This is a genomic window from Sporacetigenium mesophilum DSM 16796, assembly GCF_059569055.1.
In genome coordinates, this window is sequence record NZ_JCANUR010000002.1 from 73,590 (window position 1) to 94,709 (window position 21,120).

Here is a 21,120-nt window from a genome sequence, read left to right on the forward strand (position 1 = left end):
AATATTATTAAATAAAAGCTTGGAGAAATTTTTCTTCAAGCTTTTATTTATAAAAATAATATGTATATTATTTTTAAGTTAGGGTGAAAGGGGGGAATATTAGGGTGAAAAAGTTATGGTGGAAAGAATCAGTTGTATATGAAATATATCCAAGGAGCTTTATGGATTCAAATGAAGATGGAATTGGAGATTTAAGGGGTATTGTATCAAAGCTAGAGTATTTAAAAAACTTAGGAATAGATGTTATATGGGTTTGTCCAATGTATAAATCTCCAAATGATGATAATGGGTATGATATTAGTGACTATCAAGATATTATGAATGAATTTGGCACAATGAATGACTTTGATGACCTTTTAAATGAAGTACATAAATATAATATGAAGCTTATAATTGATTTAGTTATAAATCATACAAGTGATGAACATCCATGGTTTATTGAATCTCGTTCTTCTAAAGATAATCCAAAAAGAGACTGGTATATATGGCGTGGTGGTAAAAATGGAAAAGAACCTAACAATTGGGAAAGTATTTTTGGAGGTTCCGCATGGGAATACGACGAAAAAACAAAACAATATTTCTTGCATTTGTTCTCAAAGAAACAGCCTGATTTGAACTGGAAAAATGAGGATATGAGATATAATATATATAATATGATTAATTGGTGGTTAGATAAGGGTATCGATGGATTTCGTGTAGATGCTATAAGTCATATAAATAAAGAAGAAGGTTTAGAAGACATGCCTAATCCAGAGGAATTAAAGTATGTGCCTTCATTTAATAAACATATGAATGTAGTAGGAATTCATAAATATCTTGAAGATATAAAAATGAACACATTTTCCAATTATGACATAATGACTGTTGGAGAAGCAAATGGGGTAAAAGTAGAAGATGCAGATATTTGGGTTGGAGAAAAACAAGGTAAGTTTAACATGGTGTTTCAATTTGAGCATCTAGACTTATGGAATACAAGAAACAGTAAAGAGTTAGATATTTTAGAATTAAAAAATATATTAACAAAATGGCAAAAAGGATTAGAAAACAAAGGATGGAATGCTTTATATATTGAAAATCATGATATTTCTCGTTCAGTATCTACTTTAGGTGATGACACAAAATATTGGCGCGAAAGTGCAACAGCTTTAGCAACTATGTATTTTTTAATGCAAGGAACACCGTTTATATATCAAGGGCAAGAAATAGGTATGACTAACATTAAATTTAAAAATATTGAAGAATATAGGGATATAAGGACTAAAAACATGTACAAAATTAAAAAAGAAGAGGGAATTTCACATGAGGAAATAATGGAAGAGATATGGGCAACTTCTAGGGATAACTCTCGTACACCTATGCAATGGGATGGGTCTAAAAACGCAGGTTTCACAACTGGCGAGCCGTGGATAGGAATAAATGAAAACTACAAATATATAAATGTTTTAAATGAAGAAAAAGATTCAAACTCTGTACTTAATTTTTATAAAAAAATGATTTCTATTAAAAAGGAAAATGATGTATTTACTTATGGATTATATTATTTGATATTAGAAGACCATAAGCAAATTTATGCTTACACTCGTATTTTAAATGATGAAAAGGTTGTTATTATATGTAATTTAACAGATCGTGAAGCAAATTACAAATACAATGATATAAAATTATCATATAATAAGTTGATGTTATCAAACTATAATGTTAAGCAACACAATAGTATAACTAGCTTTGTACTAAGACCATATGAAGCGAGAATATATAGATATAATTAAAAAGCTTATAGGATTTTTCTATAAGCTTTTTAATTATATCTATATATTAGTTTTTATTGTTGAGTACAAAAATTCTGATAAAATATAATATAAACATTAAAGGAAGGTAAATTAAATTTTATGAATTCAAATTTTAAAATATGGAAAGAAGAAGACATAAGGTTAGAGCTATTAAAGTTTTCTAAGATAGCAAATTTAAATTATAAAAAGTGGGATATAGATAGTATTCCTATTAGAATAAGTAAAAAAATGACTAGGAGTTTGGGTATTTTCAAATTTTCTAGGAAACTTAATGATAAGAAAATTATATTTACTCCAGTAGAATTTGTATTTTCTGATAGATTATTAAATGGTACATGTAAAGAGGATACGGTTAGACATATTATAGGTCACGAATTTGCACATTTTTATTGTACTATTGTAGATCAACAAAACAATGGTCATAACGATAGATTTAAAAGGGTGTGTTCTAACCTTGGAATATCCTCTAAGTTTTGGGGTACATGTTCTGTTATAGATGAGCTAAGTGATTTCGATAAAAAAGAATATCATATACTTTGTAGTAACTGTGATAAATTAGTAGCAGTTGCGCAAAGAAAAAGTAGGGTAGATAATTTACTTAAAAACAGTATAAGTGCTTGTTGCAGAGCAAAATTAAAGTATATAGATGGACATATAAGCACTAGATTAAAGTAACAAAGTTTATATTTATTATATAAAAATATGTATTTATATCTATAAAATGTACAAACTTGTAATATATAAATCTTGTATGGTTGAGGGTGAAGCTATGGAAAAAACAGGATTAATATTACAAGGCGGAGGCATGAGAGGTATATATACATCTGGAGTTATAGACTATTTTATAGAAAATGATTTGTATTTCCCTTATGTAATAGGAGTGTCGGCTGGAGCGTGTAATGGAAGTGCATATATAGCTAGACAAAAGGAGTATGGTAAAAAGTCCATATTAGATTTTGTTGACAGACCTAATTTTTTAAGTTTTAGAAATTTAATTAAAACTAAAAACATATTTGATATGGATTTTATATTTGATGAAATGCCTAAAAAACACAATGTATTAGATACAGATACACTTATGAATGCTAATGAAAGGTTCATAGCTGTAGCTACAGATTGTTATACAGGAAAGCCTATATATTTAGAAAAACACAACTGTAGTGATATACAAAATGTATTAAGGGCATCAAGTAGTGTACCTGTAGTCTCTAAAAAAGTAATAGTAAATGATATGCATTTGCTAGATGGAGGAGTATCAGATCCAATACCGGTAAAAAAGTCTATAGGAGATGGGAATAAAAAAAACATAGTAGTTATGACAGAGAACCTGAAATATATGAAAAAGGCTAAAATAGATCGTATATTAAAATGGGTTGCCTCAAGTATGTATAATGAGCATAAGGAGATGCTAGAAATATTGCTTAATTATCATGAATTCTACAATAAAGTAATAGATGAGGTAAAGGACTATAAGCACCAAGGAAAGGCTTTTATAATAGAGCCATCTAAAGATATTAAAATAGATATGTTTGGAAAAAACAAAACTGCATTAAGAGAATTATATGAGATAGGTTATGAAGATGCAAAACATAATTATAAAGATATGATAAGCTATATATATGAAAATTAGACTATATTTAAACTGAATAATTTTATAAAATCTAGGATACTATATATACAAATGAATGTATAGATTATAAATCATTATATTAAAAAACTACATGTAGTATTAATCTATCATACATTCATTTAAAATAGATTAAGTCCTCTAATGAAAATTAGAGGACTTTTGATTTTTTTGGGTAAATAAAATAATATAAATAAAAATATATAGGAGATGAGTTGTATGAAAGTATTATTTACCTATGATTATGGAAAAGAAAAAATGAATAAGATACAAGAACTTGGTTATGAAGTTATATATCAAGATGAAAGAAATATAAGTAATAATATAGAAAATGAAGATATAGACGTATTAGCTTGTTATAATCCATTTGGTAATTTAGATATTAGCAAAATGAAAAATCTAAAGCTTATACAATTGTCTAGTATAGGAATTGATCAAGTACCAACTAAATGCGTAGAAAATAGTGACGTTGTACTTTGTAACAACAAAGGCGGTTATAGTATACCTATAGGTGAATGGATAGTAATGAATATACTGCAAATATATAAAAATACTACGAAGCTTTACAATAATCAAAAAAATAAAAAATGGAAAGTGGACACATCCATATTAGAAGTATATGGGAAGAGTATAGGATTTATAGGAACTGGAACATTAGCTTTAGAAGGTGCTAAAAGACTTCAAGGATTTGAAACGAAAATATATGGAGTTAATACCAATGGAAGAGATACAAAATATTTTGACAAGTGTTTCCCAATGGAAAAATTAGATGAGGTATTAAAAATGTGTGATGTAATTGTAATAACAATTCCTTCTACAGAAACTACTAAATATTTAATAAATGATGAAAAATTAAAGCTTATGAAAGATGGGTCAGTTCTAATAAATGTAGCAAGAGGTAACATATTAAATGAAACAGATATTATAAACAATATAAGTAAATTTAGAGGGGTAGCCCTTGATGTTTTTGAAGAAGAGCCCTTATCTCAAGATAGCCCTTTGTGGGATTTTGATAACGTTATAATAACTCCTCATAATTGTTGGATATCAGAATATAGAAATGAAAGAAGATTTAACTTAATATACGAGAATTTAAGAAGATATATAAATAATGAAGAATTAATAAATGTTGTAAATTTAAATAAAGGATATTAGAAATAGGTGCTAATGCACCTGTTTTTTAATTATAAGGAAATAAATAAAATTATAAAAACTACACAATATAGACAAAGACCCTTGATATAACTTGAAAATTTATTATATATTAAGAGATAAAGATATAATACCGAAAGACATATATAAGAGGTGGAAATATGGAAATAAACAAAAGAATAGATGAATTAATAGATTTAATAAATCACCATAATCACAAATATTATATAGAAGATAGTCCAGAAATATCAGACTATGAATATGACAAACTCATAAAAGAATTAATTGAATTAGAAGAAGAAAATCCTCAATATAAAAGGGAAGATTCTCCTGCACAAAGAGTTGGGGGTAAACCTCTTAGCAAATTTAATCAAGTAATACATAAAATGCCAATGCTTAGTTTATCAAATGCATATTCAGAAAATGACTTAAGAGAGTTTGATAGAAAAACAAGAGAAATATCTAACATCAATATTGAATATGTAGTTGAGTTTAAAATAGACGGATTATCTGTAGGTCTTACATATAAAGATGGAAAGTTTGTCCAAGGAGCAACTAGGGGTGACGGAGTTTTAGGAGAAGATGTAACTCAAAACCTAAAAACAATAAAAACTATACCATTAAAGCTAATTGAAAAAGATACACTAGGTGTTAGAGGTGAAGTCTATATACCTAGAAAACAATTTGAAAAATTAAATGAAAAACAAGAAGAACAGGGATTATCTTTATTTGCAAATCCAAGGAATGCAGCAGCAGGATCTCTTAGACAACTGGATTCTAAGATAACATCACAAAGACCCTTGAATATATTCATTTTTAATTTAGAGTATATAGATAATAAAGAATTTAAAACTCATAGCGAAAGCTTGGAGTATCTAACCAATTTGGGATTTACAGTAAGTCCAAATTATGAAGTGTGTAAATCAATTGATGAGGTTATAGATTATATAAAATATTGGACAGATAACAGACAAAATTTAGATTTTGATATAGACGGAATGGTTATAAAAGTAAACAATTTATCTCAAAGAGAAGAAATGGGGTATACAGCTAAAAGTCCAAGATGGGCAATAGCTTATAAGTTTCCAGCTGAGAGAAAAGAAACTAAGGTAAAAGATATAATAGTAGAAGTTGGAAGAACTGGAACTATAACACCTACTGCTATTCTTGAACCAGTAAGACTTGCTGGCTCCACAGTAAGTAGAGCAACTCTTCATAATGCAGATTATGTAAGAGAAAAGGATATAAAAATAGGAGATACTGTCATAGTTCAAAAAGCTGGAGATATAATACCTCAGGTTGTAGAAGTTGTATTTGAAAAACGTACAGGTGATGAAAATGAATTTAAAATGCCAGAAGTATGTCCCGTATGTGGAGAGCCTACTATGAGGGTAGAAGGAGAGGCAGCGGTTAAATGTATAAATATGTTATGCCCTGCACAAATAAGGAGGGGGATAATTCACTTTGTTTCTAGAGATGCAATGAACATAGAGGGACTTGGTGAATCTATAGTTAGCTTATTGTTAAATCAAAATATTATAAAAGATGTAGCAGACTTATACTATATAAAAAAAGATCAACTTATAAATCTTGAAAGAATGGGAGATAAATCTGCTCAAAATCTTATAAATTCAATAGAAAAGTCTAAAAACAATGACCTTTCAAGGCTCATACATGGGCTAGGTATCAAATTTATAGGTTCAAAGGGCGCCAAAATACTAGCAAATAATTTTAAAGATATAGACAATATATCAAAATCTAATATAGATGACTTGATAAACTTAGATGAATTTGGAAAAACCATGGCAGAAAGTGTAGTTGAATTCTTTAAGGAAGAAAAAAATTTAAATATAATAAAGAAACTTAAGGATGTAGGGGTGAATACTAAGAGCTTAAAAGTAGAGGAAAATGATTTAGTCAAAGTATTTGAAGGTATGAAAATAGTAATTACAGGAACCCTTCCTACTCTTAAGAGAAATGATGCAAAAGATATAATTGAAAAATTAGGAGCCAAGGCTACTTCAAGTGTAAGTAAATCAACTACATTTGTACTTGCTGGAGAAGAAGCTGGTTCAAAACTAGAAAAAGCAAATGACCTGGGCATAAAGGTAATAGATGAAGAGAAATTTATTGAGCTTACTAAAATGAATTCTAAAGATGAAATAGAAGAGATATTATCTAAAATATAGTATGTACAATTTACTATTTATTGTAAAAAATGTATAATCTTATTTATAATGTTTAATATTACAGTTATGAATCAAATTGAAAGGAGTGAAATCTCATGATAGATAAAGAAACGATAAAGCATATTGCATATCTTTCTAGATTAGAAGTTAAAGAAAATGAAATGGATGCAATATCTAATAAAATAGGTGATGTATTAAAGTATGTAGATCAACTACAAAGTGTAAATACTGAAAATATAGGTATAACTTATAACACAATAAACTTAACTAATGCATTAAGAGAGGATGAAATAAAAGATTCTCTAGATAGAGAAAGCGTTCTTCAAAATGCACCGGAAAAAGAAATGGGATGTTTCAAAGTTCCTAAGGTTTTAGAATAAGATTTGAAAGGAGTGAAAGTATGAATTTATATGATTTAACACTTAAAGAGGTAAGTGACAAATTATCTAAAAAAGAGATAACTTCAGTAGAGCTTACTAATGAAATATTAAATAGAGTAAATGAAGTAGAACCAAAAGTAGATTCTTTTTTAACTTTAACATCAGAGTTAGCGCTAAAACAGGCTAAAGCTATAGATGAAAAAAGAGCTAAAGGAGAAAAATTATCTCCATTAGCAGGAGTTCCAATGGCCGTTAAGGATAATATATGTACAGATGGGATAAAGACAACTTGCGCATCTAAAATGTTAGAAAATTTTGTTCCGCCATACAATGCAACTGTAGTAGATCGATTATTTAACAGTGGCGCTGTCATGGTTGGAAAAACAAATATGGATGAATTTGCAATGGGTTCATCTACAGAGTCGTCTGCATTTAAGAAAACTAAGAATCCATGGGATATAGAAAGAATTCCTGGTGGATCTTCAGGTGGATCTGCTTCAGCTGTAGCATCAGGACAAGCTTATTACTCATTAGGTTCTGACACAGGGGGCTCTGTTAAACAACCTGCATCAATGTGTGGTTTAGTAGGACTTAGACCTACATATGGAAGAATATCTAGATATGGACTTATAGCTTTTGGTTCATCATTAGACCAAGTAGGTATATTTACTAAAAGTGCTATGGACTGTGCATTAGTTTTAAATGAAATGGCTGGAAAAGATGAAATGGATGGAACTAGTGCAAATGTAGAAGTTAGCAATTATACTAAAAATTTAAATAAAAGTATAAAAAATTTAAAAATAGGAATTCCAAAGGAATACTTCGGAGAAGGTATAGATTCTGATGTTAAAAAAGCAGTATTAAGTGGGATAGAAGTTTTAAAATCTTTAGGGGCTAAAGTTAAAGAAGTATCCCTACCTCATACTGAATATGCAATAGCAACATACTATGTTGTTGCACCTAGTGAAGCAAGTTCAAACTTATCTAGATTTGATGGTATAAGATATGGATATAGAGCATCTGAATACGATTCATTAGAGGAATTATACATAAAAAGTAGAAGTGAAGGATTCGGAGAAGAAGTTAAAAGAAGAATAATGTTAGGTACATATGCATTAAGCGCAGGTTATTACGATGCTTATTATAAAAAATCATTACAAGTTAGAACGTTAATAAAACACGATTTTGTTAAGGCGTTTAATGATGTTGATATAATTATAGCTCCAACTGCTCCTAATGTAGCTTTCAAGCTTGGAGAAAAAACTGATGACCCACTAGCTATGTACATGGAAGATGCTTGTACTATACCTTCTTGTCTTGCAGGACTTCCAGGACTATCTATACCATGTGGATTTAAAAATGGACTACCAATAGGTATGCAATTAATAGGAAATTACTTCGATGAAAATACATTATTAAATGTAGCTCATGTTTTTGAATCTGCTACAGATTTTAGTAAACAAAGAGCTAGTTTATAGTTGGAGGTGAAGATATGAATAGTAAAACTCTTATAGGTCTTGAAATACATGCAGAACTACTTACTAACACAAAGATATTTTGTGGATGTAAAAATGAATTTGGATCAGATGTAAATACAAATTGTTGTCCTATTTGTTTAGGTCTTCCAGGGTCTTTACCTGTACTAAATGAAAAGGTATTAGAGTACGGAATAAAAGCAGGACTTGCATTTAATTGTGAAATAGCTAAACATACAAAGATGGATAGAAAAAATTACTTTTATCCAGATTTAACTAAAGGATATCAAATATCTCAATACGATATACCATTATGTTCTAATGGTTATATAGAAATAGAAAAAGAAGATGGAAGTACTAAGGAAATAAGAATAAGAAGAATACATATTGAAGAAGATACAGGCAAATCTCTACATGATACTACTGGAGATACGTTACTTGATTTTAATAGAAGTGGAGTTCCACTAATTGAGATAGTTACAGAACCAGATATGAATTCTCCTGAAGAAGCATACTTGTTCTTAGAAAAATTGAAAGAGACATTATTATTTACAGAAATATCTGATGTTAAAATGGAACAAGGTTCTCTTAGATGTGATGTAAATGTAAATATAATAAGAGAAGATGGAGTTAAGTCTAATATAGTAGAACTTAAAAACCTAAACTCATTTAGAGGTGCTCAAAAAGCAGCAGAGTTTGAAGAAATAAGACATGCTAAACTTCTAGAAAATGGTGAAAATACTGTAAGAGAAACTAGAAGATGGGATGATGTTAATAATTCAACCATATCTATGAGAAGTAAAGAATCTGTACAAGACTACAGATACTTCCCAGAACCAGACGTTGTAGATATAGTGATTGATCAAGAATTTATAGATTATATAAAAGAAAATATGCCAGAATTACCACAACAAAAAAGAGAAAGATTCCTAAAAGAATATAACTTGCCAAAATACGATGCAAATATATTAATATCAAATAGAGAAATAGCTGATTATTTTGAAGGTGTTGTTGAATTATTTAATGACCCAAAAATGATAAGTAACTGGATAATGACTGAACTACTAAGAAGAATAAATGACGAAGGAATAACTATAGATGAAGTTAAATTCTCTAAAGAAGATTTTGCAAATCTTCTAAAAACTATATCTGAAGGTAAGATAAATAATAATGCAGGTAAAAAAGTATTTAGAGAAATGTTTGAAACTGGCAAAAATCCAGATGATATAATAAAAGATCAAGGATTAGTTCAAATACAAGATGAAGGAGCTATAAAATCTATAGTTGAAGAAGTTCTTAGAGTAAACATGCAGTCTGTAGAAGATTTCAAAAATGGTAAAGATAGAGCTATAGGTTTCTTAGTTGGACAGGTTATGAAAGCAAGTAAAGGTAAGGCTAATCCTCAAATGGCTAATAAATTAGTAATGGAAGTTATAAATAATATGTAGTTATTTTAAGTAAAATAAGACTGTTGATTATATCGACAGTCTTATTTGTATATAAAACGTATCGCTTGGAGGAAATTATGCAAGTAGGTAAACTAACAATAGATCAATTAAAAAAATTAGTATTTTCAAATATAAAAAATAATAGAAATGAAGTTATAGTAAATCCTGATATTGGAGCTGACTGTGCTGTAATAGATTTTGGTGAAGAAATATGTGTTATGAGTACAGACCCTATAACAGGAACATCAGAAGAAATAGGAAAGCTTGCAGTACACATAACTTGTAATGACATAGCTACAACGGGGGTAGAGCCATTAGGAATAATGATAACTATAATGGCACCAGAAGGAACTACTGAGTATGAAATAAATAAAATTATGAAGGATATATCTGATGAAGCAAGAAAACTAAATGTAGATATAATAGGAGGGCATACTGAAATAACTACAGCTGTAAATAGAATAATAATTTCTTCAACAGGAGTAGGTAAAGCCCCTAAGTGTAAATTAAATAATATGGAAAAGGCACAAAGTGAAGATTACATATTATTAACTAAAGGCGCTGGCATAGAAGGTACAGGAATAATATGTTTTGAAAAAGAAGATGAATTAAAAAATGTATATGGAGAAGAATTAATAAAAGATGGAAAAAGTTTATTAAATAATATAAGTGTAGTCAAAGAAGGAATAATAGCAGGAAAAATAGGTACAACATTTATGCATGATGTAACTGAAGGTGGTATACTAGGGGCTATATGGGAAATATGTCATCTTAAAAAATTAGGATGTGAGATATACGAAGATAAAATAAATATACATAATAGTACTAAAATTATATGTAAACATTATAATATAGATCCTTTAAGGTTGATATCTAGTGGATCTATGATCATAGGAGTTAAAGGCGAAAAATTAGATATACTAGAAACGTCTTTTAGAAAAGAGGGAATTGAATATTCTATCATAGGTAAGTTAACTGATAATAATACAAAATTATTAATAAATAATTTAGGGGTGCATGAAATAAAACCTCCTGAAAGTGATGAACTTTACAAAGTAATATAGTTAGTATAATATTACATATGGTATCATTGGGAGTATATTTATATGAGAGGATTGATAGCATGACTAGAATTGATGGAAGAAAAAGTGATCAAATAAGAGATATAAAAATAACTAGAAACTATACAAAATATGCAGAAGGCTCTGTTTTAATAGAAATGGGAGAGACAAAGGTTATATGTACAGCATCAATAGAAGAAAAGGTTCCTCCTTTTCTTAAAAATAGTGGTACAGGTTGGATAAGTGCAGAATATTCTATGCTTCCAAGATCTACTCACCAAAGAAAGATTAGAGAAGCTGCTAGAGGAAAAATAGATGGAAGAACTCAAGAAATACAAAGACTTATAGGAAGAGCTATAAGATCTGTTATAGAGTTAGATAAACTAGGGGAAAGAACTATATGGATAGACTGTGATGTTATACAAGCTGATGGCGGTACAAGAACTGCTTCTATAACAGGGGCATTTGTAGCTGTAGTAGATGCATTATATAAACTGTCCAAATCAAAAAACATGTCTATTATTCCTATAAGAAATTTTGTATCTGCTATAAGTGTTGGTATAGTTAATGGAGAATATTTACTAGACTTATGCTATGAGGAAGATTCAAAGGCTCAGGTAGATATGAACATTATAATGACAGACAAAGGAGAATTCGTTGAACTTCAAGGAACTGGAGAAGAATTTCCCTTCACAAGAAGTGATTTAAATAAATTACTAGAATTAGGTGAAATAGGAAATAAAGAATTATTAAATGCTCAAAGAAAAGCTTTAGGAGAAGTAGCAGATTTAATATTAGGGCCTATTTCTACAAATCAAGTTGTTATAGCTACATCTAATAAACATAAGCTAGATGAAATATCAGACATACTTAAAGATTTTAATTATGAAATTCATTCTATGAAAGATGTAAACTTAGAAGGAATGGAAATAGTGGAAGATGGAAATACGTTTGAAGAAAATGCTCTTAAAAAGGCTAGAGAAGTATCAAAAATTACAGGAATGATATCAGTAGCAGATGATTCAGGATTAGAAGTAGATTCATTAGGCAAGAAGCCTGGAGTTTATTCGGCTAGATTTGCAGGTGAAAATGCAAGTGATGAAGACAATAGAAAAAAACTGTTAAAAATGTTAGGAAATAAGCCTATGAGTCAGAGAACAGCAAGATTTGTATCAGCAATAGCAGTTGTAATGCCTAATGGAAATGAGTTCGTAGTTAGAGGAACATGTGAAGGTAAAATAGGATTTGAGGAAAAAGGAAATAATGGATTTGGATATGACTCCTTATTTATAGTAGATAAATACAATAAAACATTTGGAGAATTACCATCAAGTATAAAAAATTCTATGAGTCATAGAGCAAATTCTCTGCAAAAAATGAGAGAAGAATTCATAAAGAGAGCAAGATAATGAAAATCGGAGTTTTAAGTGATACACATAAAATTACTGAGTATATAGATATAGCCATAACGTATCTTAGGGATTGCGATCTTATAATTCATGCTGGAGATAATTTTGTAGACTCAAAATATATACATAAAATGACTAAAGTAGGAGTAATAGGGGTAAAAGGAAATTGTGATATTGAAAATGTAGAAGATGAAATTTTATTTGAAACTGAAGGATATAATATATTTGTATGTCATGGACATAAATATAACGTAAACAATGGGTTAATAGACTTAGAAAATAAAGCTAAAAATATAGGCGCAGATATAGTTATATTTGGGCATACTCATGTTCCTGCTAATATAACAAAAGATGATATACTATTTTTAAATCCAGGAAGTGTCTCATTGCCAAGAGAAGTTAGCTATAGAAGTTTTCTAATATTAAATATAGAAAATAATAATATAAAAATAGAAAAAATAAAATTATAGAGTTGTATAGTAGGAGAAATATTTATGGAATACATGTTAGGATACTTATTTATATTTGCGGCCAAATGTGCAGATATAACATTGGCTACAATAAGGACTCTCTTTGTGGTAAGAGGTAAAAAAGCACTTTCATTTCTTATTGGAATAGTAGAAATACTTATATATCTTTTTGCCATAAACAAAGTATTAAGCAATATGGATAATTTTGGTAATGTATTATCCTATGCTTTAGGATTTGCAACGGGTAATGTTTTGGGTATAATGCTTGAATCTAGAATTGCTATAGGTCTTATAACAGCTCAAATATTTACTGGTAAGGATGTAGAGGATTTCTCAGAGTATTTAAGAAACCATGAATTTGGAGTCACTGTTGTAGAAGGAAGAGGTAAAGAAGGAACAAAACATATATTGCAAGTAGTTTTAGATAGGAAAGCCTTGGATAAGTTTGAAAAATGCATAAATTTCTACGACCCATTGTGCTTTGTAACTATATCGGATGTTAAAACTGTTAAAGGTGGATACTTTTTAAGAAATAAGATGAGATAGTAGTTACTTGTAAATAAAAAAAGTTATATGGTATAATAAGATAGTTAAATTTTAGAAATGTAAATAAATTTTATTACATAAAAAGAAAACTTAGGAGGAATAAATTAATGAAAGCAGAATTTATAAAAAGAGAAAATAATGATGTTACTTTGAAAATAGCTATAGACAATATTCAATTTGAAGAAGCTATTAATAAGACTTACAACAAAAGCAAGGGAAAATATAACATTCCAGGATTCAGAAAAGGAAAAGCTCCAAGAAAGATAATAGAAGCTCAATATGGTAAGGGAGTATTTTATAATGATGCTATAGATATGTTATTCCCAGAAGTATATCCAGCAGCACTAAAGGAGTTAAACATAGAACCTGTAGATAGACCAGAGTTAGATATAGAAGAATTAAGCGAAGATAACGGATTAGTTATGGTTGTTAAAGTAGCTGTTAAACCAGAAGTTAAATTGGGTAACTATAAAGGTATAGAAGTATCAAAAGTTGAGTATAATGTAACTGATGAAGAGGTAAATTCTAGATTAGAAGATATGAAAAATAGAAATTCTAGATTAGTAACTGTTGAAGGAAGACCTGTTCAAGAAGGAGATACAGCTATTATAGACTTCAAAGGATTTGTTGATGGTGAAGCTTTTGAAGGTGGAGAAGGAAATAACTACAGCTTAGAAATAGGTTCAGGAACATTTATACCTGGATTTGAAGAACAATTAGTAGGAGTTAATGTTGGTGAAGAAGTAGATGTAAATGTTAATTTCCCAGAAGAATATCATGCACCAAACTTAGCTGCAAAGCCAGCTGTATTTAAGGTAAAAGTAAATGATATAAAAGTAAAAGAATTACCAGAGTTAAATGATGAGTTTGCAAAAGATGTAAGCGAATTTGAAACATTAGAAGAATTAAAAGCAGATGTTAGAAAAAATTTAGAAGAAAGTAATTCTAAAAAAGCAGAAGGCGAATTAAGAAATAGAGTTGTTGATAAAGTAGCTGAAACTGTTGAAATGGATGTACCAGAAGCTATGGTACAAACTCAAATAGATAATATGTTAATGGAACTTGATTATCAATTACAAATGCAAGGGTTAAACTTACAACAATTACTACAAATGAGTGGTAAAACTATAGAAGAATTAAAAACTGAAAGAAAACCAGAAGCAGAAAAATTAGTTAAGAGCTCATTAATATTAGAAGCTATAGCTAAAGCTGAAAATATTGAAGTATCAGATGAAGATCTAGAAAAAGAAATCGAAGAAATGGGTAAAATGTATAATATGGAAGTAGCACAATTAAAATCTTCTTTAAGAGATGCAGACATAGAAGATATAAAAGGACAATTAGCTATAAGAAAAACTATAGACTTAATAGTTAATAGTGCTAATATAGCTTAATTATATTACAGTAGCCCAGTTGGGCTACTGTAAATTATATACAGAATAAATTTATAACACAAAGAGGGGGTATAATCCATGGCTTTAGTACCTGTAGTTGTAGAACAAACAGGAAGAGGAGAAAGATCATACGATATATATTCTAGATTATTAAAAGATAGAATAATATTTTTAGGTGATGAAGTTAATGATACTACTGCAGGATTAGTAGTAGCACAACTTTTATTCTTAGAGGCAGAAGACCCAGATAAAGATATACACTTATATATAAACTCACCAGGCGGAAGTATAACTGCTGGTATGGCTATATATGATACTATGCAATATATAAGACCTGATGTATCTACTATTTGTATAGGTATGGCTGCATCTATGGGAGCATTTTTACTAGCTTCAGGAGCAAAAGGAAAAAGATTCGCACTACCGAATAGTGAGATAATGATACATCAACCACTAGGTGGAACTAGAGGTCAAGCTACAGATATACAGATACATGCAAAGAGAATATTGAAAATGAAAGAAACTCTAAATAAGATATTAGCAGAGAGAACAGGGCAATCATTAGAAAAAATAGAAATGGATACAGAACGCGACAACTTTATGGGTTCAGATGAAGCCAAAGAGTATGGGTTAATAGATGAAGTTATTACTAAAAGGCTTTAGCCAAGAGAGGTGTTAAGAGTGTCAAAAAATGATGATAAAAGACATTTAAAGTGTTCTTTCTGTGGTAAAAATCAAGATCAAGTTAGAAGATTAATCGCAGGGCCAAATGTTTATATATGTGATGAATGTGTTGAGTTATGTGATGAAATAATACAAGAAGAAACTGAAGATAACTTTGAAGAAAATAGTGGATCACTTCCAAAGCCAGCTGAAATAGTTCAAACACTAGATGACTATGTTATAGGTCAAGAAAGAGCAAAAAAATCTTTAGCTGTTGCTGTTTATAACCATTACAAAAGAATATATGGAAAATCTAAAGGAAGTAGCAAAAATAAAGATGTTGAAATACAAAAAAGTAATATACTACTAATGGGACCTACAGGATCAGGTAAAACATTACTTGCTCAAACATTAGCTAGAACACTAAATGTACCATTTGCTATGGCTGATGCTACATCTTTAACTGAAGCTGGATATGTTGGTGAAGATGTTGAAAACATACTACTTAAGCTTGTGCAAGCGGCAGATTTTGATATTGAAAAAGCCGAAAGAGGTATAATATACATAGATGAAATAGATAAAATATCTAGAAAGTCTGAAAATCCTTCTATAACAAGAGATGTAAGTGGAGAAGGAGTTCAACAAGCATTACTGAAAATTTTAGAAGGTACAATTGCTAATGTTCCTCCTCAAGGTGGAAGAAAACATCCTCATCAGGAATTCTTGAAAATAGATACTACTAATATATTATTTATAGTAGGTGGTGCCTTCGATGGTATCGACAAAATAGTAAAGAAAAGAACTGATGAAAAAACATTAGGATTTGGAGCTAAAATTGAAAGTAAAAAAGAAATGGATTTAGGGAAGATATATGCTAAGATTCAACCTGAAGATTTATTGAAATTTGGGATAATACCTGAATTTATAGGAAGAATACCAGTTATAGCTACTTTAGATTTATTAGACGAAAAAGCATTAATAAAAATACTTAAAGAGCCTAAAAATGCATTAGTTAAGCAGTTTGAGAAACTATTGGAGATGGATAGTGTAGAATTAGAATTTGAAGATGAAGCACTTAGATCGATAGCCAAAAAAGCTATACAAAGAAGTACTGGTGCAAGAGGTCTTAGAAGTATAGTTGAAAATGTTATGCTAGAAGTAATGTATGAGGTTCCTTCTAGAGAAGATATTAAAAAAGTAATAATAACTAAAGAAACTATCGACAACGAAAAAGAGCCAATACTTGTTCTAAAAGACCAAGAAGAAAGTGCTTAATATGATTTTAAAAAGGAGCTATGAAAGCTCCTTTTTTATATTGCATTTATGAAAATTCCTATTACTCCAAATACAAATACTATAGATATAGAATTTAGCTTCTTTGTATATAGTAAAATAAATGATACTATAAGAGCTAATATAGAATATAAATCCCAGGATATATCACCCAATGCTAAATATCCAGCACCTAGTATAAATCCTAAAGTTATAGGTCTCAAAATCTTTAATAGTTTAGTAATATAAGGATTATCTTTAAATTTAACTAATGCACGAGATATAAGAGACAACCCTACTAGAGAAAATAAAACAACTCCCAGGGTTGCAAGTACAGAACCTAATATTCCTCCTGTTTTATAACCTACAAATGTAGCACTGTTTATAGCTATGGGACCTGGCGTAGACTGAGATAAAGCTAATAAGTCTAAGAATTCGTTAGTTGTTATCCAGTTGTATTTATGGATAAACTCCTGTTGTATAAATGGAAGCATTGCATATCCGCCTCCAAAGCTGAACATACCTATTTTTAAAAATACTATAAATAAAATTAATGTTTTATACATAAGCTTAATATTCCTCCAGCTAATATTAAATATAAAGGACTTAAACCTAATATTCCTACTAATAAAAATGATACTAATAAAAGAATTATATTAATTTTTGTCTTTTCTAAGTTTTTAAACATATTAAAAAAGGTATATAATAAAAGAGATACAACAACAGGGCGAACTCCATAAAAAAAAGAATCTAGTATTTTTGATTTTCTATTTTGAAAATACAAGTATGATAGTATTATAACTATTACAAATGATGGCAATATTGACCCAAGTAAACATATAATACTTCCTCGAAGTTTATAAAGTTTATAACCCAGAAGTACAGATATATTTACAGCCAAAGCACCTGGATAACTTTGAGCTATTGATAGGAAATCTAGAAATTCATCTTGAGATATAAGTTCTTGTTTATGTACAAGCTCATCTTCAATAAGTGGAACCATGGCATAACCTCCGCCAAATGTAAAAGCTCCTATTTTTAAAAAGGTTAAAAATAAATTAAGCATAAAAATCACCTACGAACTTTAATTTTAAGTATACAAGTATTAATATTATACCATAATAACAAAGAAGATATGACTTATGATAACATATATTAAAATTAATTGTTATTGAAAATTATGCTATGTAAATATATAATAGTTAAATGTGTTAGTATTAATTTCCAAAAACATGTAAAATATCTAGCATTTTTTAAGGAGTGGTGTTAGTGGATAACAACTATAATGTTATAGAACATGAATTACCCCTTATACCTCTTAGAGGTTTAGCGGTGTTTCCATATATGATTTTAAATTTTGATGTAGGAAGAGAAATGTCTATAAAAGCTTTAGATGAAGCCATGCTTAACGAGCAGATAATATTTTTAACGTCTCAAAAAGAAGCAGAAATAGACGAGCCTACTACAGAAGATTTTTATCATGTAGGAACAATATGTAAAGTTAAGCAAATGGTAAAACTACCTGGAGATACTGTTAGGGTATTGGTAGAAGGAATATCAAGAGCTAAAATAAAAGAAATAACACAAGAAGAGCCCTATTTTAGAGCTTCATTAGAAGAAATTGTTTATGATGAAGATATAAAGAATGATCCAGAAGTAGAAGCTCTTATGAGGAATGTATTTGATTCCTTTGAAGAATACATAAATATTGGAAATAGAGTATCTCCTGAGATATTAATATCTCTAGCTGATATAGAAGAACCAAGTAGATTTGTAGATACTATTGCTTCCAATATGTATTTAAAATCATCTCAGAAACAAGAATTATTAGAAGAATTTAATCCAAAAATTATATTAGAATCTGTTTATAAAATTCTTCTAGAGGAAATAGATATACTTAAAATAGAAAAAAAGATAACACTAAGAGTTAAAAAACAAATGAACAAGATACAAAAAGAATACTATCTTAGAGAACAACTAAAGGCAATTCAAAGAGAGTTAGGCGAAGAAGAAGATGTAGGCTCAGAAGCTGAAGAATACAGAGAAAAACTAAAAAAGCTTAAATTATCTAAAGAAGTTAAAGAAAAGATATCTAAGGAAATCGATAAGTTTGCTAGAATGTCTCCTATGTCTCCTGATTCATCAGTTAGTAGGAACTATTTAGATTCAATATTTTCATTACCATGGAATAAAGAAACTAAAGATAAAGTAGATATAAAAGAAGCAAAAAATATATTGGATGAAGATCATTACGGATTAGAAAAGGTAAAAGAAAGAATATTAGAGTATTTAGCAATAAGACAATTATCTAATTCTATGAAAGGTCCAATATTATGTTTAGTAGGTCCCCCGGGTGTTGGTAAAACATCTATAGCAAAATCTATATCTAAAGCACTAAACAAAAACTTTGTAAGAATATCATTAGGTGGAGTTAGAGATGAAGCTGAAATAAGGGGACATAGAAGAACATATGTTGGAGCTATACCTGGAAGAATAATAAATGGGATTAAAGAAGCTAAATCAAAAAATCCAGTATTTTTATTAGATGAAATAGACAAAATGGCGTCAGATTATAAAGGAGATCCAGCTTCAGCTATGCTTGAAGTACTAGATCCAGAACAAAACAAAGACTTTGTAGATCATTATTTAGAACTTCCTTTTGATTTATCTAAGGTATTATTTATAACTACGGCTAACAGCTTAAGTACTATACCTAGACCATTACTTGATAGGATGGAAATTATAAATGTATCAGGCTATACAGAAGAAGAAAAGGTTAAAATAACTAAGAAATATTTACTTCCAAAACAAATAAGAGAGCATTCTTTAAAAGAAAACTTCCTAAAAATAAATGAGGAAACTATAAAACATGTAGTAAGTCATTATACTAGAGAATCCGGAGTTAGAAACTTAGAAAGAACTATAGCTAAGATATGTAGAAAAGTTGCTAAAAAATTAGTTGAAAATCCGGAATTAAAACAAACAGTTATAACAAAGAAAAACTTAGATAATTATATAGGTAAAATTAAGTTTAGATATCAATTAGCAGGTAAAAAACCAGAAATAGGTACTGTGACTGGACTTGCATGGACTTCTGTTGGAGGAGAAACATTAACTGTTGAAGTTAATGTACTAAAAGGCAAAGGTCAAATAGTATTAACAGGTAAACTTGGAGATGTTATGAAAGAATCAGCTCAAGCAGGTATATCTTATATAAGATCGCGAGCAGAGGATTTTAATATAAATCCTGATTTTTATAAAGAAATGGACATACACATACATTTACCAGAAGGTGCAGTTCCAAAGGATGGACCTTCAGCAGGTATATCTATGGCTACAGCTGTGATATCAGCTTTATCTAAAATACCTGTATATAGTAATGTTGCTATGACGGGAGAAATAACACTAAGAGGAAGAGCTTTAGCAGTTGGCGGAATAAAAGAAAAAGTGTTAGCTGCTCATAGAGCTGGAATAACTAAGATATTATTACCAAAGGAAAATGAATCTGACTTAGATGAAATACCATTAAATGTAAAAAAACAAGTGGAATTCGTATTAGTTGAACATATGGATGAGGTTTTGGAACATGCATTAGTAAGGAATGGTGAACAAAATGAAGATTAGAAGTTCAGAAATAGTAATGAGTGCAGTAAGTAGAAGTCAGTATCCAGATGAAGGTCTTCCAGAAGTAGCTTTTGTTGGAAGATCTAATGTAGGGAAATCATCTACAATAAATACATTATTAAATAGAAGAAACTTTGCTAGGGTAAGTGGAACTCCAGGAAAAACTAGAACTATAAATTTTTATTTAATTAACCAAGAGTTTTTCTTTGTAGATCTACCTGGTTATGGATATGCAAAAATATCAAAGACTGAAAAAGCTAAGTGGGGCGGAATAATGGAGGAATACCTAAAAGGTAGACCAGAATTATGCACTATATTTTTGCTAGTGGACATAAGACACGAACCTTCAGACGATGATAAGATGATGTACGATTGGATAAAACACTTTGGATGTGACTGTGTAGTAATTGCTACTAAATCTGATAAAATATCTAGAGGTCAATATCAAAAGCATTTTAGTATAATAAGAAAAAAGTTAGGACTTAAAGACGAAAAGATATTACCTATATCAGCTCTTAAAAAGACTGGCGTAGATGAATTATGGGAAGAAATAATAACTAAATATGAACATAGAGGGTATGAAATTACTGTAGATTAATAAAATAATACTAAAAAGTATT

At 29.3% G+C, this 21,120-nt stretch carries 19 protein-coding genes; 17 read left to right on the forward strand and 2 right to left on the reverse strand.

Going from position 1 to position 21,120, the window contains the following annotated elements:
* Positions 1–104: 104 nt before the first annotated feature.
* The 15 genes from BS62_RS03470 (at position 105) to clpX (ending at position 16,879) form a co-directional block, all read left to right on the forward strand.
* Positions 105–1,769 (forward strand): glycoside hydrolase family 13 protein, encoded by a 1,665-nt coding sequence (locus BS62_RS03470; protein ID WP_496489855.1) that lies wholly within the window; start codon positions 105–107, stop codon positions 1,767–1,769.
* Positions 1,770–1,889: 120 nt separating this feature from the next.
* On the forward strand, positions 1,890–2,465 hold the full coding sequence (locus tag BS62_RS03475) for a SprT-like domain-containing protein (RefSeq protein ID WP_496489856.1): 576 nt from the start codon (positions 1,890–1,892) through the stop codon (positions 2,463–2,465).
* Between the two features lie 94 nt (positions 2,466–2,559).
* Positions 2,560–3,420: a patatin-like phospholipase family protein gene (locus BS62_RS03480; protein WP_496489857.1), complete on the forward strand. Its 861-nt coding sequence runs from the start codon at positions 2,560–2,562 to the stop codon at positions 3,418–3,420.
* A gap of 216 nt (positions 3,421–3,636) precedes the next feature.
* Positions 3,637–4,572, forward strand: coding sequence for a phosphoglycerate dehydrogenase (locus BS62_RS03485; RefSeq protein WP_496489858.1), 936 nt, complete (start codon positions 3,637–3,639; stop codon positions 4,570–4,572).
* Between the two features lie 158 nt (positions 4,573–4,730).
* Positions 4,731–6,758, forward strand: a complete 2,028-nt coding sequence (gene ligA, locus BS62_RS03490; RefSeq protein ID WP_496489859.1) for an NAD-dependent DNA ligase LigA — start codon at positions 4,731–4,733, stop codon at positions 6,756–6,758.
* Positions 6,759–6,853: 95 nt separating this feature from the next.
* Positions 6,854–7,138: an Asp-tRNA(Asn)/Glu-tRNA(Gln) amidotransferase subunit GatC gene (gene gatC / locus BS62_RS03495; protein ID WP_496489860.1), complete on the forward strand. Its 285-nt coding sequence runs from the start codon at positions 6,854–6,856 to the stop codon at positions 7,136–7,138.
* A 20-nt stretch (positions 7,139–7,158) separates the two neighbouring features.
* Positions 7,159–8,616 carry an Asp-tRNA(Asn)/Glu-tRNA(Gln) amidotransferase subunit GatA gene (gatA, locus tag BS62_RS03500; RefSeq protein ID WP_496489861.1) on the forward strand — a complete coding sequence of 486 codons (1,458 nt, stop codon included), beginning with the start codon at positions 7,159–7,161 and terminating at the stop codon, positions 8,614–8,616.
* A 14-nt stretch (positions 8,617–8,630) separates the two neighbouring features.
* Entirely contained in the window at positions 8,631–10,061 is a 1,431-nt protein-coding gene (gatB, locus tag BS62_RS03505; RefSeq protein WP_496489862.1) for an Asp-tRNA(Asn)/Glu-tRNA(Gln) amidotransferase subunit GatB, read from the forward strand.
* 77 nt (positions 10,062–10,138) lie between these two features.
* A complete protein-coding gene (locus BS62_RS03510) occupies positions 10,139–11,125 on the forward strand; it encodes an AIR synthase family protein (RefSeq protein ID WP_496489863.1) in 987 nt (328 codons plus the stop codon).
* A gap of 59 nt (positions 11,126–11,184) precedes the next feature.
* Positions 11,185–12,531, forward strand: a complete 1,347-nt coding sequence (gene rph, locus BS62_RS03515; RefSeq protein WP_496489864.1) for a ribonuclease PH — start codon at positions 11,185–11,187, stop codon at positions 12,529–12,531.
* Positions 12,531–13,001 carry a metallophosphoesterase family protein gene (locus BS62_RS03520; RefSeq protein WP_496489865.1) on the forward strand — a complete coding sequence of 157 codons (471 nt, stop codon included), beginning with the start codon at positions 12,531–12,533 and terminating at the stop codon, positions 12,999–13,001. Before rph ends, BS62_RS03520 begins: the two co-directional genes overlap by 1 nt.
* 24 nt (positions 13,002–13,025) lie before the next feature.
* On the forward strand, positions 13,026–13,547 hold the full coding sequence (locus BS62_RS03525) for a DUF2179 domain-containing protein (protein WP_496489866.1): 522 nt from the start codon (positions 13,026–13,028) through the stop codon (positions 13,545–13,547).
* Between the two features lie 107 nt (positions 13,548–13,654).
* A complete protein-coding gene (tig, locus tag BS62_RS03530; RefSeq protein ID WP_496489867.1) occupies positions 13,655–14,941 on the forward strand; it encodes a trigger factor in 1,287 nt (428 codons plus the stop codon).
* 78 nt (positions 14,942–15,019) lie between these two features.
* The gene (gene clpP / locus BS62_RS03535; protein ID WP_496489868.1) at positions 15,020–15,604 is read left to right on the forward strand and encodes an ATP-dependent Clp endopeptidase proteolytic subunit ClpP; all 585 of its coding nucleotides are present in this window, start codon (positions 15,020–15,022) and stop codon (positions 15,602–15,604) included.
* 18 nt (positions 15,605–15,622) lie between these two features.
* Positions 15,623–16,879 (forward strand): ATP-dependent Clp protease ATP-binding subunit ClpX, encoded by a 1,257-nt coding sequence (gene clpX / locus BS62_RS03540; protein ID WP_496489869.1) that lies wholly within the window; start codon positions 15,623–15,625, stop codon positions 16,877–16,879.
* 35 nt (positions 16,880–16,914) lie between these two features.
* On the opposite strand, the gene BS62_RS03545 is transcribed toward clpX, so the two are convergent.
* Positions 16,915–17,442: a chromate transporter gene (locus tag BS62_RS03545; protein WP_496489870.1), complete on the reverse strand. Its 528-nt coding sequence runs from the start codon at positions 17,440–17,442 to the stop codon at positions 16,915–16,917.
* A complete protein-coding gene (locus tag BS62_RS03550) occupies positions 17,427–17,942 on the reverse strand; it encodes a chromate transporter (RefSeq protein WP_496489871.1) in 516 nt (171 codons plus the stop codon). The genes BS62_RS03545 and BS62_RS03550 overlap by 16 nt, the downstream gene beginning before the upstream one ends.
* A 203-nt stretch (positions 17,943–18,145) precedes the next feature.
* Between BS62_RS03550 and lon the strand changes: the two genes are divergently transcribed.
* Together lon and yihA are read left to right on the forward strand one after the other, a co-directional pair.
* Entirely contained in the window at positions 18,146–20,500 is a 2,355-nt protein-coding gene (lon, locus tag BS62_RS03555) for an endopeptidase La (RefSeq protein WP_496489872.1), read from the forward strand.
* Positions 20,490–21,098: a ribosome biogenesis GTP-binding protein YihA/YsxC gene (yihA, locus tag BS62_RS03560; RefSeq protein WP_496489873.1), complete on the forward strand. Its 609-nt coding sequence runs from the start codon at positions 20,490–20,492 to the stop codon at positions 21,096–21,098. The genes lon and yihA overlap by 11 nt, the downstream gene beginning before the upstream one ends.
* The last annotated feature ends 22 nt before the right edge of the window (positions 21,099–21,120 follow it).

Excerpts from the sequence above, each read along its gene's own strand:
- BS62_RS03475 (WP_496489856.1), top strand. The coding sequence starts at position 1,890 with ATGAATTCAAATTTTAAAATATGGAAAGAAGAAGACATAAGGTTAGAG.
- BS62_RS03480 (WP_496489857.1), top strand. The coding sequence starts at position 2,560 with ATGGAAAAAACAGGATTAATATTACAAGGCGGAGGCATGAGAGGTATA.
- BS62_RS03485 (WP_496489858.1), top strand. The coding sequence starts at position 3,637 with ATGAAAGTATTATTTACCTATGATTATGGAAAAGAAAAAATGAATAAG.
- ligA (WP_496489859.1), top strand. The coding sequence starts at position 4,731 with ATGGAAATAAACAAAAGAATAGATGAATTAATAGATTTAATAAATCAC.
- gatC (WP_496489860.1), top strand. The coding sequence starts at position 6,854 with ATGATAGATAAAGAAACGATAAAGCATATTGCATATCTTTCTAGATTA.
- gatA (WP_496489861.1), top strand. The coding sequence starts at position 7,159 with ATGAATTTATATGATTTAACACTTAAAGAGGTAAGTGACAAATTATCT.
- gatB (WP_496489862.1), top strand. The coding sequence starts at position 8,631 with ATGAATAGTAAAACTCTTATAGGTCTTGAAATACATGCAGAACTACTT.
- BS62_RS03510 (WP_496489863.1), top strand. The coding sequence starts at position 10,139 with ATGCAAGTAGGTAAACTAACAATAGATCAATTAAAAAAATTAGTATTT.
- rph (WP_496489864.1), top strand. The coding sequence starts at position 11,185 with ATGACTAGAATTGATGGAAGAAAAAGTGATCAAATAAGAGATATAAAA.
- BS62_RS03520 (WP_496489865.1), top strand. The coding sequence starts at position 12,531 with ATGAAAATCGGAGTTTTAAGTGATACACATAAAATTACTGAGTATATA.
- BS62_RS03525 (WP_496489866.1), top strand. The coding sequence starts at position 13,026 with ATGGAATACATGTTAGGATACTTATTTATATTTGCGGCCAAATGTGCA.
- tig (WP_496489867.1), top strand. The coding sequence starts at position 13,655 with ATGAAAGCAGAATTTATAAAAAGAGAAAATAATGATGTTACTTTGAAA.
- clpP (WP_496489868.1), top strand. The coding sequence starts at position 15,020 with ATGGCTTTAGTACCTGTAGTTGTAGAACAAACAGGAAGAGGAGAAAGA.
- BS62_RS03545 (WP_496489870.1), bottom strand. The coding sequence starts at position 17,442 with ATGTATAAAACATTAATTTTATTTATAGTATTTTTAAAAATAGGTATG.
- BS62_RS03550 (WP_496489871.1), bottom strand. The coding sequence starts at position 17,942 with ATGCTTAATTTATTTTTAACCTTTTTAAAAATAGGAGCTTTTACATTT.
- yihA (WP_496489873.1), top strand. The coding sequence starts at position 20,490 with ATGAAGATTAGAAGTTCAGAAATAGTAATGAGTGCAGTAAGTAGAAGT.